Raw genomic sequence first — 17,809 nt, 5'->3', positions numbered from 1 at the left:
TGTGACCTGGACCGGGCCACCGGGCGGCGGCGCCGGCGGCCCACTCTGGCCCGGCACCAGTTGGCCGTTCTGACGTTGGGCTTCGGTGAACCGCAGATAGTCCTGGAACTGCTGGAACTGCTGGAACTGCCGCAGTTGCTCCGGATCGAGTTGCGGGTGCGCACCGGCGGCGGGCTGTGGCTGGGCGGGCCGTGCCCGCTCCACCTCACCGCGCTCTTCCGGCCGGTCCTCTGGTCGCTGTTCCGCCACCCGCCCATGATGCCCGCACCGCGACCAGTCGACAAAGCGTCGGCCCCCGCGCTGATGGCCCCGCCAAGGTGCGTTGTTGCCGATGCGGTGGCTAGCTGGGCAGGCTTGCTCCGCTCGCATGCGCCGTGCATACATCGTCTACGCAGACGAGTGTGCGGGTTGCGCAAGAGAATCGGGACAGGCTCGCCCGGATCGCGGAATCCGAATTCGGCGGCGCCACCCTCGACGATGCGCTGAGTATGCTGCTGTTCGAGCATGAATCGCGTCGGGCATTGGCCCGGCCGGCCGCCGATCCTGAAATGGCCGACGACGACCTGCGCGAGAGCGGAGAGTTGGCGGAGGTGGATACCGAGGTCGCCGAGCGACCCGGACAATCTGGCCATGGCAGGTGTGGTGGGTCGGCTTCGACCCCCGGGTCGGCCGCGAACAGGCAGGCCAACGGCCTGCGGTTGTCGTGGGGTCGGCTTTCGCCCGCGAGCTGCCGAACGATCTTGTGTTGGTTGTGCCTGCACAACCAAGGACCGGGGGCTCCCCTTCCATCCTCGGCTCGAATCGTCGGGTAAGTCGAGTTTCGCGATGTGTGATCAGCTCAAGTCGATCAGCCGTCGGCGGCTGGTAAGGCAGCAAAGCGCACGTCTGGAGAAGTCTGAAATCGAAGCGATCCGGTTCGTGCTCCGGCGGATGGTCGAGGTCTAGCCTCGCGGCCCCGGATGAGTGCGTGAGCGCGTGAGCTACACTGAACAACGGTTCTTACCGAAGACCGTTGGTTCCCCGTAAGGGGCGAAGGTTCCGCGAACGGCGGGCGCCAGCGCAGGAGGAACGAGGCTTCAGCCGCGCCCTTGTGCGCGTTGCCGCCCCGCGCCTGCTGCGCCGGGGCGTTTTTCGTTTCGGGGTTCCTCCACCGCCGGCGGTCACCAGCCAAGAGAGGAGGCGACCCATGGCGAAGCCCGACAAGGTGGCGGCCGTCGCCGAGATCGCGGACCGGTTCCGCAGCAGCTCGGCCACTGTCGTGACCAAGTACGACGGCCTCTCCGTGTCCCAGCTGTCCCAGCTGCGCCGCGCTCTCGGCACCAGTGCCAAGTACCGGGTCGCGAAGAACACCCTCGTCAAGCGTGCCGCCCAGGACGCCGGTATCGAGGGTCTCGACGAGCTGTTCGTCGGCCCGACCGCGATCGCCTTCATCGAGGGCGAGCCGGTCGAAGCCGCGAAGGCGATCCGGGACTTCGCGAAGGACAACAACGCGCTCGAGATCAAGGGCGGCTACATGGATGGCCGCCCGCTCACGGTCGAGGAGATCACCCAGATCGCCGACCTCGACAGCCGTGAGGTCCTGCTCGCCAAGGCGGCGGGCGTGTTCAAGGCGAAGCTGTCCCAGGCCGCCGCGCTGTTCCAGGCGCCGGTTGCCCAGGTTGCCCGCCTTGCCGCCGCGCTCGAGAAGAAGCAGAGCCAAGCGTCCGAATCCAGCGAAGCACCCGCCGAGAGCTGAAACCAACCCCACCAACCCCGTAAGAGAGGAACGCCATCATGGCGAAGCTGAGCACCGACGAACTGCTCGACGCGTTCAAGGACCTGACCCTGCTGGAGCTCTCGGACTTCGTGAAGAAGTTCGAGGAGACCTTCGACGTGACCGCGGCCGCCCCGGTCGCCGTCGCGGCCGCCGTCCCGGGTGGTGCCGCCGCCGCGGCCCCGGCCGAGGAGGAGCAGGACGAGTTCGACGTCGTCCTCGAGGGCGCCGGCGACAAGAAGATCCAGGTCATCAAGGTCGTCCGCGAGGTCGTCTCCGGCCTGGGCCTGAAGGAGGCCAAGGAGCTCGTGGAGAGCGCCCCGAAGGCCATCCTCGAGAAGGTCGACAAGGAGGCCGCCGAGGCCGCCAAGGAGAAGCTCGAGGGCGCCGGCGCGAAGGTCAGCGTCAAGTAGCTTTTCCGCATTTCGGAAGAGGACGAGTAGCCCCCGCGGGCTACTCGTCCTTTTTTTCTACCCGGATTGAGGATTGCCAAACTGGTGAGTAACCTTTGCGGCACTTGACTCGTTGCGTTCAGATGATGCGGCTGTGCGCACCCTGCGCGACCTGAATAGGGTGTGCCTCGCCGACGCCGTGAAGCTCCGGGAGGTGCGATGGGTGCCGAGGTGGTCATCGAGGGTCTGACGAAGTCGTTCGGCCGGCAGACCATCTGGCGGGATGTCACGCTCACCCTTCCTCCGGGTGAGGTGTCGGTGATGCTGGGCCCGTCGGGGACCGGGAAGTCGGTGTTCCTGAAGTCGATGATCGGGCTGCTCAAGCCCGAGCGTGGCAGGTGCGTCATCAATGGTGTGGACGTCGTGCGGTGCAGTGAGCACAAGCTGTACGAGATCCGGAAGCTGTTCGGGGTGCTGTTCCAGGACGGTGCGCTGTTCGGGTCGATGAACCTGTACGACAACGTGGCGTTCCCGCTGCGTGAGCACACGAAGAAGTCCGAGACCGAGATTCGCCGGATTGTGCTGGAACGGCTGGAGATGACCGGTCTGGCCGGTGCCGAGAAGAAGCTGCCGGGCGAGATTTCCGGTGGGATGCGCAAGCGTGCCGGGCTGGCGCGGGCGCTCGTGCTGGACCCGGAGATCATTCTGGTGGACGAGCCGGACTCGGGGCTGGACCCGGTCCGGACCACCTACATCTCCCAGTTGTTCCTGGACGTGAACGCGCAGATCGACGCCACGTTCCTGATCGTGACGCACAACATCAACCTGGCCCGGACGGTGCCGGACAACCTGGGCATGCTCTTCCGCAAGGAACTGGTCATGTTCGGACCGCGCGAGGTGCTGTTGACCAGCGAAGAGCCGGTGGTCAAGCAGTTCCTCAACGGCCGAATGGACGGGCCGATCGGGATGAGTGAGGAGAAGGACCAGGCGACGATCGCCGCCGAGCGCGCCATGTTCGAGGCGGGTCACCATGCCGGCGGGGTCGACGAGGTCGTCGGTATCCCGCCGCAGATGCAGCCCACGCCGGGCGTGCCCGAGCGCATGGGCGCACGCCGCCGGAAGGACCGAGTGATGAGGATCCTGCACACCCTGCCCTCGGCCGCGCAGGAAGGCATCATCGAATCCCTGTCTTCCGAGGAGCAGGTCCGCTATGGCGTCCAGCCGCACTACCCCGAGCGGGCGAGGACGACCGGCGTGCTGCCGAGCCACCACCAGGGCCAGTTGCCGGTCGATCAGGTGGTGCAACTGCCAGGCTGGGGGAGAACCGGGGGCGGGCGTTACCGCGACCCCGGGTCGGGTGGGGCATGAATCGCGCTCGTGAGGAGCGCCCCGTCGACGCGATCGCCGTCGCGCGTGAAGTCGCGGGGGAGACAGCGTGAGTTCTTCGGTTCCGGCCAGGAGGATTCCCGGCAGCGGGATGCTGCGCGAAACCGGAAAACTGTTCGCCCTCGGGCTGGACGTCATCCGCGGTTTCTTCCAGCGCCCGTTCCAGGTGCGGGAGTTCGTCCAGCAGTCGTGGTTCATCGCCAGTGTCACGATTCTGCCGACCGCGCTCGTCGCGATTCCCTTCGGTGCGGTGATTTCGCTGCAGTTCGGCTCGCTCGCCCGCCAGCTCGGAGCGCAGTCGTACACCGGTGCGGGCAGTGTGCTCGCGACCGTGCAGCAGGCCAGCCCGCTGGTGACCGCGCTGCTGGTCGCCGGCGCCGGGGGAAGCGCTATCTGCGCGGACATCGGCGCGCGCACCATCCGCGAGGAGATCGACGCGATGGAGGTGCTCGGCGTGTCCGCGGTGCAGCGGCTGATCGTGCCGCGGGTGCTCGCCTCGATGCTGGTCGCGTTGCTGCTCAACGGCATGGTGAGCGTGATCGGCGTGCTCGGCGGTTACTTCTTCAACGTGGTTCTGCAGGGCGGCACACCGGGCGCGTACCTTGCCAGTTTCTCCGCGCTGGCCCAGCTTCCCGACCTCTTGGTCGGGGAGGTCAAGGCACTGATCTTCGGCTTCATCGCCGCGGTGGTCGCCGCCTACCGCGGGTTGAATCCGGCGGGTGGCCCCAAGGGCGTCGGCGACGCGGTGAACCAGTCCGTGGTCATCACGTTCCTGTTGTTGTTCGTGGTGAACTTCGTGATCACGTTGCTCTACCTCCAGATCGTGCCCGGAAAGTTGAGCTGAAATGGCGACCTTGCGCCAGAGCGTGAAACGGATCGCGAACCGGCCGCTCGAGGTTCTGGACAACCTGGGCGACCAGATGTCGTTCTACGCGCGTGCCCTCGCCTGGACACCGCGCACGCTTCGCCGCTATGTCAGGGAAGTCCTGCGCCTGCTGGCCGAGGTGAGCTTCGGCTCGGGATCGTTGGCGGTGATCGGCGGCACGGTCGGCGTGATGATCGGCCTGACCTTGTTCACCGGCGTGCTGGTCGGCCTGCAGGGCTATTCCGCGCTGAACTCGATCGGCACCTCGGCCTTCACCGGCTTCCTGACCGCGTTCTTCAATACTCGCGAAATCGCGCCGCTGGTGGCCGGGCTGGCCTTGTCGGCGACGGTCGGTGCCGGATTCACCGCGCAGCTCGGCGCGATGCGGATCAGTGAAGAGATCGACGCCCTGGAGGTGATGGGCGTGCCGAGCCTGCCGTATCTGGTGACCACCCGGATCATCGCCGGATTCGTCGCGGTGATCCCGCTCTACGTGATCGGGCTGCTGTCGTCCTACCTTGCCTCACGAGTGGTGGTCATCTACCTCTACGGCCAGTCCGCGGGCACCTACGACCATTACTTCAACCTTTTCCTGCCACCGCAGGACGTGTTCTATTCGTTCGTCAAGGTGCTCATCTTCAGCGTGGTGATCATTCTGACCCACTGCTATTTCGGCTACCGGGCTTCGGGTGGTCCGGCGGGCGTGGGCGTCGCGGTGGGCCGTGCGGTGCGCCTGAGCATCGTGACGGTCGCGATCATCAACTTCTTCGTCGGCTTCGCCATCTGGGGCACGGACACGACCGTGAGGATCGCGGGATGAATACCTGTGTGTTCTTTCCGCGGGAGCGGCAGGGCGCCCGTCTCGGTGAAGGCAGCTGGGCTCGTGGGGAGCGCTTTGTCGACACGGTCGCGCGCGCACTCGCGGGGGAGACCGGATGAGCGGGGCGGTATCGACGATTCGACGCAGGTTTCTGGGCCTGGTGCTGGTCGCGGTGCTCGCGGGCGGCATCACGTTGAGCATCGCCATGTACAACAAGGCGTTCAGCCCCTCGGTTGACGTGAAACTCGAAGCTGGCGATATCGGCAACCAGTTGCTGCCGCGGTCCGACGTCAAGGTGCGCGGCCTGATCGTCGGCTCGGTGAGGAACATCGTCGCGACCGACACCGGCGCGGAGCTGACGCTCGCCCTGGACCCGGAGTCGGCGAAGCTGATTCCGGTCAACGTCTCCGCCCGGTTCCTGCCGAAGACACTTTTCGGTGAGCGTTACGTCTCTCTCGAGATCCCGGACAATCCGGCGCCGGCCACGCTTCGCAGCGGCGACGTGATTCCCGAGGACCGGACCTCCGGCGCGATTCAGCTGTCGAAGGCGATCGACGACCTGCTTCCGGTTCTGCAGGCCGTGCAGCCGGAAAAGCTGTCGGCGACGCTGACCGCGATCTCCACGGCGTTGCGGGGCCGGGGCACCGAGCTCGGCGAAACCCTCACCCAGCTCGGCCAGTACGTCGGCGACCTGAACCCGCACCTGCCGGAGTTGCGGAAGAACCTGCAGGAACTGGCGAAGTTCTCGGACAACTTCAGCAGCTCCGCCCCTGATCTGGTGCAGACCCTGGACAACCTGGCGACGACGGCCAAGACCGTGGTGGCCGAGCAGCAGAACCTGCAGAACCTCTATGCAGGCGTGACTTCGGCTTCGCAGAGCCTGGAATCGTTCGTCCGGGCCAATTCCAGCAACCTGATCAGCCTCGCGTCGAGCTCTCGCCCGACCGCGGAACTGCTCGCGAAGTACGCGCCGGAATACCCGTGCTTCCTCGGCAACATGGCCGACCTGGTCCCGTACGTGGACCAGTCACTGGGTAAGGGGACGAACCAGCACGGTCTGCACGCGACGATCGAAATCGTGGTCAGTCGTGGCCCCTACAAGGCCGGGCGCGACGAGCCGCGGTTCCAGGACAAGCGGGGACCTCGCTGCTACGACGTCCATGCCCTTCCGTTCCCGTTCCCGCAGTACCCGCCGGGCGGGCCGATCAAGGACGGCACGACCCCGACCCCACCGCCGAATTCGGGCAACACAGCCGGTGGTGGCGCCACGACCGCGAGCAGCGTCGCGAACACCCCGGCGGAGCAGGACTTCCTCGCCCAACTGGTCGGACCGCAGGTCGGGCTCGCCGCGGACCAGATGCCGGGCTGGAGCAACCTCCTGCTCGGGCCGCTCTATCGCGGGGCGGAGGTGACGGTGCGATGAGGGGAGTGGCCGCGCCGCTGGTCAAGCTGATCGTCTTCATCGTGGTGACCGTCGTGCTCACCGCGATGCTGGGGATCAGCATCGCGAACGTCAACACCGGCAGCACCAACGGCTACGGCGCCCGGTTCACCGACGCCACCCTCGTGCTGGCCGGGGACGACGTGCGGATCGCCGGGGTGAAGGTCGGGCAGGTCACCGGCGTCAAGATCGTGGACCGGCGCCAGGCCCAGGTCGACTTCGAGGTGGATTCCGGCCGCGGCCTGCCTGCCGGCGTGATCGCCACGATCAAGTACCGGAACCTGGTCGGACAGCGCTACATCTCGCTCAGCCCGGGCACCGGGGACGACCGGAAACCTCTCGCGCCGGGCGCCACCATCCCCCTCGACCAGACGCGTCCCGCGCTCGACCTGGACGAACTGTTCAACGGGTTCAAGCCGCTGTTCACCGCGCTCAATCCGGACGACGTGAACAAGCTGTCCTACGAGCTCATCCAGGTGCTGCAGGGCGAGGGTGGCACGATCGAGAGCCTGCTCGCCCACACCGCGACGCTGACCAGCACGATCGCCAGAAAGGACCAGGTCATCGGGCAGGTGATCACCAACCTGAACAGCGTGCTCGACGTGGTCAACGCACACAGTCCGCAACTGTCGGACCTGATCGTCCGGCTGCAGCAACTGGTGTCCGGGCTCGCGCGGGACCGCAAGCCGATCGGGGACGCGATCACCGCGCTGGGCGGGCTGGCGAACACCACTTCCGGCCTGGTGTCGCAGGTGCGGGATCCGCTCGAGAACGACATCTCGGCGCTCGGCGTGCTGGCCGACAACCTCAACGACAACCAGGCCCTCGTGGAACACTTCATCCAGTTCCTGCCGCAGAAACTGACCGCGCTCACGCGCACCGCGGACTACGGTTCCTGGCTCAACTTCTTCCTCTGCTCGGCCAACGGCAGCGTCTCGATTCCCGGGATCGTCGAAAAACCGGTGAACCTGCCGATCCTGCCGCAGACCCGGGACCGGTGTGGCACATGAAAAGCTTCTCCTCACGCAATCCGGTGCCGATCGCCGTGGTGGGCCTGCTGGTCATGGCGCTCGGTTTCGTCGTCGTGCTGAATTCGGACGAGCTGCCGATCGTCGGCGCCGGCACCACCTACTCGGCCGACTTCAGCGAGGCCGGCGGTCTCAAGAACGGTGACGAGGTGCGGATCGCCGGGGTGAAGGTCGGCAAGGTCACCGGCGTGGGCCTCGACGGGGCGCAGGTCAAGGTGTCCTTCAAGGTCAAGAACGCCTGGCTGGGCGACAGGACCCAGGCGACCATCAAGATCAAGACGCTGCTCGGCCAGAAATACCTGTCGCTCGATCCGATCGGCGACAAGACGCTCAACCCGAGCACCACCATCCCGAAGGAACGCACGGTCGCGCCCTACGACGTGATCGACGCTTTCCGCGATCTGTCGACGACGGTGAACCAGATCGACACCCAGCAACTGTCGACGGCGTTCGAGACCTTGTCGCGGACATTGTCCGGCACACCGGACGACGTACGTGGCGCCCTGTCCGGGCTTTCCCAGCTGTCGGACACGATCGCCAAGCGGGACACCCAGCTTTCCCAGTTGCTGGCCAACACCCGGCAGGTCAGCCAGACCCTGGCCGACCGCGACGCCGAGCTGACCAAGCTGCTCACCGATGGCAACCAGTTGCTGGAGGAGATCGCCGACCGCGAGCAGGCGATCTCCTCGCTGCTCACCGGCGCGCAGGAGCTGTCGAGGCAGTTGCAGGGACTGATCGACGACAACGACAAGCAGCTGGGCCCGGTGCTGACCTCACTGGACCAGCTCACCTCGATGCTCCAGCGCAACCAGGATTCGCTGGCCGAAGGGATCAAGCGGTTCGCGCCCTACATCCGGGTGTTCACCAACACCGTCGGCAACGGGCACTGGTTCGACAACTACATCTGCGGTCTGATCCTGCCGTCCGCCGGCCCGCTGAACGAACAGGGGTGCAACACCCGATGAGTGACACCCGCTTCGGTCAGAACGTCGCGCGTGGCGTGGGAGTCGTCCTCGTGCTCGGGCTGATCGTCGCCGGCGCGCTGTGGTGGACGCTTTCCGACGCCGGCAAGAAGCGCCTGACCGCGTACTTCCCGAGCGCGATCGGGCTCTACCCGGGCAACAGCGTGCGAGTGCTCGGCGTCGACATGGGCACGGTCACCGCGGTGCAACCGGTCGGTAACCAGGTGAAGGTCGAGATGACCTACGACCGGACGGTCGCCGTCCCGGTCGGCGCGCGGGCCGCGATCGTGGCACCGTCACTGGTCAGCGACCGGTACGTCCAACTCGCCCCGGCCTACACCGGCGGTCCGGTGATCGCCGACGGCGCGGTCATCCCGCTGAACCGCACGGCGGTGCCCGTCGAGGTGGACGAGCTGTACTCGAGCCTGGACAAGATCAGCCAATCGCTCGGCCCGAACGGGGTGAACCAGCACGGTTCGCTGTCCGATCTGCTCACCACGCTCGCCCAGAACCTTGACGGCAACGGCCAGTCGCTGCACGACACGATCAGCAAACTGAGCCAGGCGGCCGCCACGCTGTCCGGCAACCGGGAAGACCTGTTCGCCACCATCAGCAACCTTTCGGACTTTTCGACCGCACTGGCCAACAGCGACCAGCAGGTGCGGCGGTTCGAGAACCAGCTCGCCGACGTGAGCGGGTATCTGGCGGGGGAGAGGGACACCCTCGCGGCGACCGTGCGACAGCTCGGCACGACCCTGGGCATGGTGCAGGACTTCATCGACCGCCACCACGACCGGCTCAGGTCCAATGTGGACAAACTGGCCAGTGTCACGAAGGTGCTCGTGGACCAGCGCAACTCCCTTGCCGAGATCCTCGACGTGGCGCCGGCCGGGCTGGGCAACGTGATCAACGCCTACAACGGGTCGTCCGGCACGCTGGACGCGCGGGCCAACATCAACGAGCTGACCCAGCCACCGATCCTGATGGTGTGCAACCTGCTCAAGCAGGTGAACGCGCTGAACACGGTCGGTGACCTGTGCAAGAGGGTCGAGCCGCTGCTCGACGGCACGCTGAAACCGCCGTCGCTCGCGCAGACCGTCAACGCACTGCAACACGGTCAGTTGCCGCCCCTCCCGCTTCCCTTCGTCGATCTCTACGGAACGGAGGCGGCATCGAAGTGAGACTCGCCCGTGCCGCCCTCCCAGCGGCTGCGTTGCTGATTCTGACCAGCTGTTCGTTCGGGGGTATCTACGACATTCCCCTGCCCGGTGGCGCGGATCTCGGCGACCGCCCGTACACGGTGAAGGCGCAGTTCCGTGACGTGCTGGATCTGGTGCCGCAGGCCGGGGTCAAGGTCAACGAGGTGCCCGTTGGCCGGGTGGAGTCGATCGGGCTCACCCCGGACGGCTGGAACGCCGAGGTGACCATGCGGCTCAACGGCGGCGTGCACCTGCCCGCCAACGCGCTGGCCAACGTTCGCCAGTCCAGCTTGCTCGGCGAGAAGTACGTCGAACTGACCTCGCCCGGGCCGGACCTGGCGCAGGGGATGCTGGGCGACAACGCCGAGATCCCGCTCGCCCGCACGAACCGCAGCGTCGAGGTGGAGGAGGTGCTCGGCGCGCTGTCCCTGCTGCTCAACGGCGGTGGCGTCGACCAGCTCGACACGATCGCCAAGGAGCTCGACAACGCGAGCGAAAGCCGTGAGCCGGACATCCGGAACCTGCTGAACAACGCCGACCAGCTTGTGTCTACTTTGGACGCCCAGTCCGGCGACATCACCCGCGCCCTCGACGGGCTGAACCGGTTGTCGTCCACTCTGAACGGGCAGAAGGACCAGCTGGTGAACGCGCTGAACAACCTCGGCCCCGGCCTGCAGGTGCTCGAACAGCAGCGCGGCCAGCTGGTCACCATGTTGCAGGCGCTGCGGAACCTGGCCGGCGTCACCGTGGACACGGTGAACAGGAGCCAGGCCAACATCGTCGCCGACCTGCGCGCGTTGCTGCCCACCCTGCGGAAGCTCGGCGAGGCGGGCGCGAACCTGCCGAAGTCGCTGGAGCTGTTGCTCACGTACCCGTTCACCGACGCCGGGGTCGACGGCGCGAAGGGCGACTACATCAACCTCTACGCGAACATCGACCTGAACCTCAAGACCGTGCTCGACAACCTCGGCAAGGGGCAGCGGACCGGGTCCGTGCTCGACAGCGTGACAGCCGCGACGAACGCCCCGTCGACCCCGCCGTTGCCCCTGTCCGAGCAGAGCACCAAAGTGACTTCGGCGGGCGGTTCGGGCGGCGGCACGCCGGAGCAACAGACCGGGATCGCGGGCCTGCTCGGCCTGCTGACGGGGGGTGCGTGATGCTGGTACGCCGGACCAGGATCCAGCTCGTCGCGTTCGCGATCATCTCCGTGCTCGCGATCGTCTACGCGCTGATCCGGTTCGCCGGGCTCGGCCAGGTGTTCGGCCAGGAGGGCTACACGGTCAAGCTTCAGCTCGACTCCTCCGGCGGCATCTTCACCGGCGCCGAGGTGACCTGTCGCGGGTACAACATCGGCAAGGTCGGGCAGTTGCGGCTCACCGCGACCGGGCTGGAAGCGGATCTGAACATCGACGCGGACGCGCCCAGCGTGCCCCAGAACCTCGAGGCCGTGATCGCCAACCGGTCCGCGGTGGGTGAGCAGTTCGTCGATCTGCGGCCGGTCACCGACGCGGGCCCGTTCCTGAAGAACGGATCGGTCATCGGTGCGGCGAAGACGAAGACGCCGCTGGGCACGGACCAGGTGATCACCGACCTGGACAGCCTGGCGAAATCGGTGCCGACGGACGCGCTGCGGACCGTGGTCGACGAGTCCTACCAGGCGTTTTCCGGGACCGGGCAAGATCTCCAGGTGCTGCTGGACACCACCCGCGACTTCACCGCGTCCGCACGGCAGTACCTGCCTCAGACCGTGCAACTGCTGCAGGCGGGCAGCACCGTGCTGCACACGCAGAACGTCGAGGCCTCCTCGATGGCCGAGTTCAGCAAGAACCTCAACGAGCTGACCGCGACGCTGAAGAACTCCGACCGTGACCTCCGGAGGCTGATCGAGGTGACTCCTTCGGCAGCGTCCGCGATCAACGAGCTGATCAGGGAGACCGGGCCGGGGCTGAGCGAGCTGTTCGCGAACCTGCTCACCACCTCGAACCTGCTGATCACCCGGCAGGACGGGGTCGAGCAGGTGCTGGTCAGCTACCCGGTGCTGGCGGCCGGCGCCCGCAGTGTCGTCCCCGGCGACGGAACCGCGCACCTCGGGCTCGCGCTGAACCTGTTCGACCCGCCGCCCTGCACCAAGGGCTACCCGAGCCCGAGCCAGTACCGCCCCGGCACCGACACTTCGACCCGTCAGCCAAACTGGAACTCCTACTGCGCCGAGCCCCCGGGCAGCCCCATCGACGTCCGCGGTGCCCAGAACGCCCCGTACAACGGCGTTGCGGTGTCGCCGACGCAGGGCCAGTTGGCCCAGAACGCCAACCGGGAGCAGGAGGACCTGGCCGAGCTGCGCGGGATGTACGGCGTGGTGGCCTCGCCCGGTGTGTCCATCACCAGCCTGGCCGGGCTGCTCGGGTTGAGCTCGTGAGCACCGGATGAACCCGACTACCTGCCCTGGAGAGCCATGACTTCCGACGAAGTGGTCGATGAGGTCGGCGTCGATGCCGACGAGCAGACCGATACCGATACGCGGGCCGAGTCCCCGGTCCAGCGCTACCTGGTGCTGGGCGTGGCGGGCTTCGCCGCGGCGTCGCTGATCGTGGCCGCGGTGTTCGGCGTCCAGTGGTGGGTTGCCGCAAGTGACGACAACCTGGCCCTTGCGCAGGCGCGTGACGAGGTCTTGCGGGCCGGGACGGCCGCTGTGAAGGCCAACCTCGAGCTCGACTACACCAACCCGGACGGCTACTTCCAGAAGCAGCTCGAGATCTCCTCCACCAACTGGCAGCAACAGGTGAAGGCCCTGGAGGACAATGCCAGGAAGGTAATGGCGACCGCGAAGACGAAGGTCACCAGCACCGTGGAGGACATCGCGGTCGAGGAGCTCAACCAGCACGACGGCAAGGCCAGTCTTCTCGCAGCCGCCAGCTACGTGGTGAACGCGGAAGGCCAGCCGCCGGCGACCAAGCAACTGCGGCTGGAGATCGCGATGGTGCGGGAGGGCCAGGCCTGGAAGCTGGACTCGATCGGCGCGGTGCCGACCGTGACGGGCGGACAGTAGGAGCAGAGGGTAGAGGAGATCGTCGTGCCAGCCATTCCCCGCCAGCCGCCTCCCGTGGGCCGGTCCCGCTCGGCCGGCATCCGCCGCCCGTCGCCGACGCCGCGCCCAAAGCGGGACGAGGCCCCGGAAGTCGATGCGGCTCCCGATGAGGTCGTGGACCAGAGCTTCGAAAGGCCGAAGCCGAGCCCGCGCCCGAAGAGCCGGGACGAGGGCACGGCGAAACCCGTCGACTACGAAGCCGCCGAGGCCGCCGTCGCCGTGCCGGAACCCGTGCCCGCCCCGGCGTCGCGACCACCGCGGAACAAGGTCGCGCTGGCGGGCGTGCTGTTCGTCCTCGCGCTGGTGCTCACCACGCTCGCGGTGTGGTTCAAGATCGAGGAGAGCAAGCTGGCCGCGGCGACGTCCAACACCGCGCTGCTGGACGTCGCCAGGACCTCGCAGGTGAACCAGGCCGCGACCAGCGCGGTCGAGACGCTGTTCTCCTACGACTACAACAGCATCGCCAAGACTCAGGACGCGGCCGGGGACCTGCTGCTCAACGACGACGTCCGGAACAAGTACAACAGCCTGATGGGGGAGGTCGAACGCCTCGCGCCGCAGCAGAAGATCGTCGTCACCGTCAAGGTCAGCCGCAGCGCGGTGATCATGCTGAACGGCGACAAGGCCAAGGTGATGGTCTTCGTCGACCAGACGGCCACGCGCACGGACCAGAACCAGACGTCGAGCGGCAGCGCCCAGCTCTGGCTGAACCTGCAGTACTCGGGGGACAAGTGGCGGATCACCGACCTCAACACCTACGACACCGAGCAACCCGCTCCCAGCTCCGCCGCGTCGAGCGCTCCGTCCGCCGGCAACGGATCGAGCGCCCCGCCCCCGAGCCGGTAACCGTTCAAGCACGCGCCCGGAGGTGACCTCGGGGCGGGATCGCGTCACTCCCAGCCCTTCGCCTCTCGCTTCGGCCTCGGTCGGGTCCTCGCCACGCTCCGCCTTTGGAGGGCCTCGCGAAGCTCGTCCTCGCTCGTCTTGGAGCTCCCCCGGATCCCGGCCGGTGTCCCCGCTCGCGCAGTTGTCCCGTTCGGTCTCGTGGCGTGCCGTCACCGGTCCTCCTTCGCGTCTGGCGCCTTGGCCACCGTTGGCCCGAGATCGGCTAACCAGCAGGTCACGCACTGTTTCAGCATCGCTATACCAGCCCAGATGACATTGCGCCAACTGGCTTGTCGAAGGCGTGGCATCTTGACTATGGCGCGCTGTGGGGTCACGCTTACTCCCAGCGGCAGCGCCCTGCGGGAGGGCGAGGCTGAGCGGCATACCTGAAGACGTCGTGATCGAGATCTGGGCCCCGTCGGGAGTGCCCCTCGACAAGCCACGGCGTTCGGGCTAGACTGCTTCTTTGCGCTGCCCTCTTTCAGGCTGCTTGGGCACGGCAGCTAGGATGGTGGGCACCACGGCACCCTTGACAGTCGCATTAGTTGTTGCTAACGCGGCTGCTCACCGCTCATTGTCCCCGGAAGGACGCATCTTGGCAGTCTCTCCCGCGAACCAGGCCACTGCTGCGACCACCTCGGCTGTATCTGTCCCCAGTTCCTCGGGAATCCCGAACTCCCCGAAGCGGGTCTCCTTCGCGAAGATCCGCGAACCCCTGGCCACTCCCAACCTGCTCGACGTGCAGATCCGGTCCTTCGAATGGTTCACCGGTGACGAGAAGTGGTTCGAGCGACGCGTGGAGGAAGGTGAAGAGAACCCGGTCGGCGGCCTCGAGGAGGTCCTCAACGAGATCTCGCCGATCGAGGACTTCTCCGGTTCGATGTCCCTGTCCTTCTCCGACCCGCGCTTCGACGAGGTCAAGGCCTCCGTCGAGGAGTGCAAGGACAAGGACATGACCTACGCGGCGCCACTGTTCGTGACGGCCGAGTTCGTCAACAACAACACCGGCGAGATCAAGAGCCAGACGGTCTTCATGGGTGACTTCCCGGTGATGACCGACCGGGGCACCTTCATCATCAACGGCACCGAGCGTGTCGTGGTGTCCCAGCTGGTCCGCTCGCCCGGCGTCTACTTCGACCAGACCGTCGACAAGACCACCGACAAGGACGTGTTCAGCGTCCGGATCATCCCCAGCCGGGGTGCCTGGCTGGAGTTCGACGTCGACAAGCGCGACACCGTCGGTGTGCGCATCGACCGCAAGCGCCGCCAGCCGGTCACCGTGCTGCTGAAGGCGCTCGGCTGGACGACCGAGCAGATCCGCGAGCGGTTCTCCTTCTCCGAGACCCTGCTGGCCACCCTGGAGAAGGACCACACCGCGGGCACCGACGAGGCCCTGCTCGACATCTACCGCAAGCTGCGCCCGGGCGAGCCGCCCACGAAGGAGAGCGCGCAGACCCTGCTGGAGAACCTGTTCTTCAAGGACAAGCGGTACGACCTGGCCAAGGTGGGCCGCTACAAGGTCAACAAGAAGCTGGGCCTGTCGATCCCCTACGACACCGGCACGCTGACCGAAGAGGACATCGTCACCACCATCGAGTACCTGGTCCGGCTGCACGCCGGCGAGGAGAAGATGGAGATGAACGGCCGGACCATCCCGGTCGAGACCGACGACATCGACCACTTCGGCAACCGCCGCCTGCGCACCGTCGGCGAGCTGATCCAGAACCAGATCCGGGTCGGCCTGTCCCGGATGGAGCGGGTCGTCCGCGAGCGGATGACCACGCAGGACGTCGAGGCGATCACCCCGCAGACCCTGATCAACATCCGCCCGGTCGTGGCGGCGATCAAGGAGTTCTTCGGCACCTCGCAGCTGTCGCAGTTCATGGACCAGAACAACCCGCTGTCCGGGCTGACCCACAAGCGTCGCCTGTCGGCGCTGGGCCCCGGCGGTCTGTCCCGTGAGCGCGCCGGCATGGAGGTCCGCGACGTGCACCCGAGCCACTACGGCCGGATGTGCCCGATCGAGACGCCGGAAGGCCCGAACATCGGTCTGATCGGTTCGCTGTGCTCCTACGCGAGGGTCAACCCGTTCGGCTTCATCGAAACGCCCTACCGCAAGGTGGTCGAGGGGCAGGTCACCGACCAGATCGACTACCTGACCGCGGACGAGGAGGACCGGTTCGTCAAGGCGCAGGCCAACGCGTCGCTGACCGAGGACGGCTACTTCGCCGAGGACCGCGTCCTGGTCCGCCGGAAGGGCGGCGAGGTCGAGCTGATCGACCCGATGGACGTGGACTACATGGACGTGTCGCCGCGCCAGATGGTGTCGGTCGCCACGGCGATGATTCCGTTCCTCGAGCACGACGACGCCAACCGCGCGCTGATGGGCGCGAACATGCAGCGCCAGGCGGTGCCGCTGCTGCGCAACGAGGCTCCGCTGGTGGGCACCGGCATGGAGCTGCGTGCCGCGGTCGACGCCGGTGACGTGCTGGTCGCCGAGCAGGCGGGGGTGGTCGAAGAGCTGTCGGCGGACCTCGTCACCGTGATGCACGACGACGGCACCCGCAAGAGCTACGGGCTGTACAAGTTCCGCCGCACCAACCACGGAACCTGCTTCAACCACCGGCCGATCGTCTCCGAGGGCGACCGGGTCGAGGCGGGCCAGGTCATCGCGGACGGGCCGTCCACCGAGAACGGCGAGATGGCGCTGGGCAAGAACCTGCTCGTCGCGGTCATGCCGTGGGAGGGCCACAACTACGAGGACGCGATCATCCTCTCCGAGCGGCTCGTGCAGGACGACGTGCTCACTTCGATCCACATCGAGGAGCACGAGATCGACGCGCGGGACACCAAGCTCGGTGCCGAGGAGATCACCCGGGACATCCCGAACGTCTCCGAGGAGGTCCTGGCCGACCTCGACGAGCGCGGCATCATCCGGATCGGCGCGGAGGTCCAGGCCGGCGACATCCTGGTCGGCAAGGTGACCCCGAAGGGTGAGACCGAGCTGACCCCGGAGGAGCGGCTGCTGCGCGCCATCTTCGGCGAGAAGGCCCGCGAGGTGCGGGACACCTCGCTGAAGGTGCCGCACGGCGAGACCGGCAAGGTCATCGGCATCCGGGTGTTCTCCCGCGAGGACGACGACGAACTGCCGCCCGGCGTCAACGAGCTGGTCCGGGTCTACGTGGCGCAGAAGCGCAAGATCCAGGACGGCGACAAGCTGGCCGGCCGGCACGGCAACAAGGGCGTCATCGGCAAGATCCTCCCGGTGGAGGACATGCCGTTCCTGCCCGACGGCACCCCGGTGGACATCATCCTCAACACCCACGGTGTGCCGCGACGGATGAACATCGGGCAGATCCTGGAGACCCACCTGGGCTGGATCGCGAAGAGCGGCTGGCAGGTCGACGGCGACCCGGACTGGTCCAAGCGCCTGCCCGAGGAGCTGCACCAGGCCGAGCCCGGCACGGTCGTCGCCACCCCGGTGTTCGACGGTGCCCGCGAGGAGGAGATCACCGGCCTGCTCTCGTCCACCCTGCCCAACCGCGACGGCGACCAGATGGTCGGGCCGCAGGGCAAGGCGCAGCTGTTCGACGGCCGCACCGGCGAGCCGTACCCGTACCCGATCGCGGTCGGCTACATGTACATCATCAAGCTGCTGCACCTGGTCGACGACAAGATCCACGCCCGGTCCACCGGCCCCTACTCGATGATCACCCAGCAGCCGCTGGGCGGGAAGGCGCAGTTCGGTGGCCAGCGCTTCGGTGAGATGGAGTGCTGGGCGATGCAGGCGTACGGCGCTGCCTACACGCTGCAGGAGCTGCTGACGATCAAGTCGGACGACGTGGTCGGCCGTGTGAAGGTGTACGAGGCCATCGTCAAGGGCGAGAACATCCCCGAGCCCGGGATCCCCGAGTCGTTCAAGGTGCTGATCAAGGAGATGCAGTCCCTGTGCCTGAACGTCGAGGTGCTTTCGAGCGACGGTGCCGCGATCGA

At 66.9% G+C, this 17,809-nt stretch carries 14 protein-coding genes and 2 pseudogenes; 15 read left to right on the top strand and 1 reads right to left on the bottom strand.

The window, feature by feature from the left end:
* Window positions 1-249, bottom strand: a pseudogene (locus VJT49_RS21770) (hypothetical protein); the annotation flags it as partial.
* 388 nt (window positions 250-637) lie between these two features.
* On the opposite strand from VJT49_RS21770, the pseudogene VJT49_RS35380 reads away from it, so the two are divergent.
* The 15 genes and pseudogenes from VJT49_RS35380 to rpoB form a co-directional block, all read left to right on the top strand.
* Window positions 638-945 (top strand): annotated as a pseudogene (locus VJT49_RS35380) (type II toxin-antitoxin system PemK/MazF family toxin).
* Between the two features lie 241 nt (window positions 946-1,186).
* Window positions 1,187-1,735: a 50S ribosomal protein L10 gene (rplJ, locus tag VJT49_RS21765; protein ID WP_324166732.1), complete on the top strand. Its 549-nt coding sequence runs from the start codon at window positions 1,187-1,189 to the stop codon at window positions 1,733-1,735.
* Window positions 1,736-1,773: 38 nt separating this feature from the next.
* Window positions 1,774-2,166 carry a 50S ribosomal protein L7/L12 gene (rplL, locus tag VJT49_RS21760; protein ID WP_324166731.1) on the top strand — a complete coding sequence of 131 codons (393 nt, stop codon included), beginning with the start codon at window positions 1,774-1,776 and terminating at the stop codon, window positions 2,164-2,166.
* A gap of 198 nt (window positions 2,167-2,364) precedes the next feature.
* The gene (locus tag VJT49_RS21755; RefSeq protein ID WP_324166730.1) at window positions 2,365-3,513 is read left to right on the top strand and encodes an ABC transporter ATP-binding protein; all 1,149 of its coding nucleotides are present in this window, start codon (window positions 2,365-2,367) and stop codon (window positions 3,511-3,513) included.
* A gap of 109 nt (window positions 3,514-3,622) precedes the next feature.
* Window positions 3,623-4,375 carry an ABC transporter permease gene (locus tag VJT49_RS21750; protein ID WP_324166733.1) on the top strand — a complete coding sequence of 251 codons (753 nt, stop codon included), beginning with the start codon at window positions 3,623-3,625 and terminating at the stop codon, window positions 4,373-4,375.
* A gap of 1 nt (window position 4,376) precedes the next feature.
* Complete coding sequence (locus VJT49_RS21745) at window positions 4,377-5,216, top strand: ABC transporter permease (protein WP_324166729.1); 840 nt, start codon at window positions 4,377-4,379, stop codon at window positions 5,214-5,216.
* A gap of 115 nt (window positions 5,217-5,331) precedes the next feature.
* Entirely contained in the window at window positions 5,332-6,639 is a 1,308-nt protein-coding gene (locus tag VJT49_RS21740) for an MCE family protein (protein ID WP_324166728.1), read from the top strand.
* Window positions 6,636-7,667: an MCE family protein gene (locus tag VJT49_RS21735; RefSeq protein ID WP_324166727.1), complete on the top strand. Its 1,032-nt coding sequence runs from the start codon at window positions 6,636-6,638 to the stop codon at window positions 7,665-7,667. Before VJT49_RS21740 ends, VJT49_RS21735 begins: the two co-directional genes overlap by 4 nt.
* Entirely contained in the window at window positions 7,664-8,650 is a 987-nt protein-coding gene (locus VJT49_RS21730; protein WP_324166726.1) for an MCE family protein, read from the top strand. Before VJT49_RS21735 ends, VJT49_RS21730 begins: the two co-directional genes overlap by 4 nt.
* On the top strand, window positions 8,647-9,828 hold the full coding sequence (locus tag VJT49_RS21725) for an MCE family protein (RefSeq protein ID WP_324166725.1): 1,182 nt from the start codon (window positions 8,647-8,649) through the stop codon (window positions 9,826-9,828). Before VJT49_RS21730 ends, VJT49_RS21725 begins: the two co-directional genes overlap by 4 nt.
* Window positions 9,825-11,003, top strand: coding sequence for an MCE family protein (locus VJT49_RS21720; protein WP_324166724.1), 1,179 nt, complete (start codon window positions 9,825-9,827; stop codon window positions 11,001-11,003). The genes VJT49_RS21725 and VJT49_RS21720 overlap by 4 nt, the downstream gene beginning before the upstream one ends.
* On the top strand, window positions 11,003-12,262 hold the full coding sequence (locus VJT49_RS21715) for an MlaD family protein (protein ID WP_324166723.1): 1,260 nt from the start codon (window positions 11,003-11,005) through the stop codon (window positions 12,260-12,262). Before VJT49_RS21720 ends, VJT49_RS21715 begins: the two co-directional genes overlap by 1 nt.
* A 36-nt stretch (window positions 12,263-12,298) precedes the next feature.
* Window positions 12,299-12,892, top strand: coding sequence for a hypothetical protein (locus VJT49_RS21710; RefSeq protein WP_324166722.1), 594 nt, complete (start codon window positions 12,299-12,301; stop codon window positions 12,890-12,892).
* 24 nt (window positions 12,893-12,916) lie between these two features.
* Window positions 12,917-13,777: a hypothetical protein gene (locus VJT49_RS21705; protein ID WP_324166721.1), complete on the top strand. Its 861-nt coding sequence runs from the start codon at window positions 12,917-12,919 to the stop codon at window positions 13,775-13,777.
* Between the two features lie 634 nt (window positions 13,778-14,411).
* Window positions 14,412-17,809 (top strand): DNA-directed RNA polymerase subunit beta (rpoB, locus tag VJT49_RS21700; protein WP_324166720.1); only part of this gene is annotated, 3,398 nt, incomplete at its 3' end.

The organism is Amycolatopsis sp., from assembly GCF_035276945.1.
Taxonomy (GTDB): domain Bacteria; phylum Actinomycetota; class Actinomycetes; order Mycobacteriales; family Pseudonocardiaceae; genus Amycolatopsis_E.
Note: the sequence above shows the minus strand (reverse complement) of the source record. Positions and strands in the feature narration are given on the sequence as shown.

What these genes read in the sequence shown, in the direction of transcription:
- VJT49_RS21730 (WP_324166726.1), top strand. Translation starts at nt 7,664, where the DNA reads ATGAAAAGCTTCTCCTCACGCAATCCGGTGCCGATCGCCGTGGTGGGC.
- VJT49_RS21740 (WP_324166728.1), top strand. Translation starts at nt 5,332, where the DNA reads ATGAGCGGGGCGGTATCGACGATTCGACGCAGGTTTCTGGGCCTGGTG.
- VJT49_RS21745 (WP_324166729.1), top strand. Translation starts at nt 4,377, where the DNA reads ATGGCGACCTTGCGCCAGAGCGTGAAACGGATCGCGAACCGGCCGCTC.
- VJT49_RS21725 (WP_324166725.1), top strand. Translation starts at nt 8,647, where the DNA reads ATGAGTGACACCCGCTTCGGTCAGAACGTCGCGCGTGGCGTGGGAGTC.
- rplJ (WP_324166732.1), top strand. Translation starts at nt 1,187, where the DNA reads ATGGCGAAGCCCGACAAGGTGGCGGCCGTCGCCGAGATCGCGGACCGG.
- VJT49_RS21715 (WP_324166723.1), top strand. Translation starts at nt 11,003, where the DNA reads ATGCTGGTACGCCGGACCAGGATCCAGCTCGTCGCGTTCGCGATCATC.
- VJT49_RS21735 (WP_324166727.1), top strand. Translation starts at nt 6,636, where the DNA reads ATGAGGGGAGTGGCCGCGCCGCTGGTCAAGCTGATCGTCTTCATCGTG.
- VJT49_RS21755 (WP_324166730.1), top strand. Translation starts at nt 2,365, where the DNA reads ATGGGTGCCGAGGTGGTCATCGAGGGTCTGACGAAGTCGTTCGGCCGG.
- VJT49_RS21750 (WP_324166733.1), top strand. Translation starts at nt 3,623, where the DNA reads ATGCTGCGCGAAACCGGAAAACTGTTCGCCCTCGGGCTGGACGTCATC.
- VJT49_RS21710 (WP_324166722.1), top strand. Translation starts at nt 12,299, where the DNA reads ATGACTTCCGACGAAGTGGTCGATGAGGTCGGCGTCGATGCCGACGAG.
- rplL (WP_324166731.1), top strand. Translation starts at nt 1,774, where the DNA reads ATGGCGAAGCTGAGCACCGACGAACTGCTCGACGCGTTCAAGGACCTG.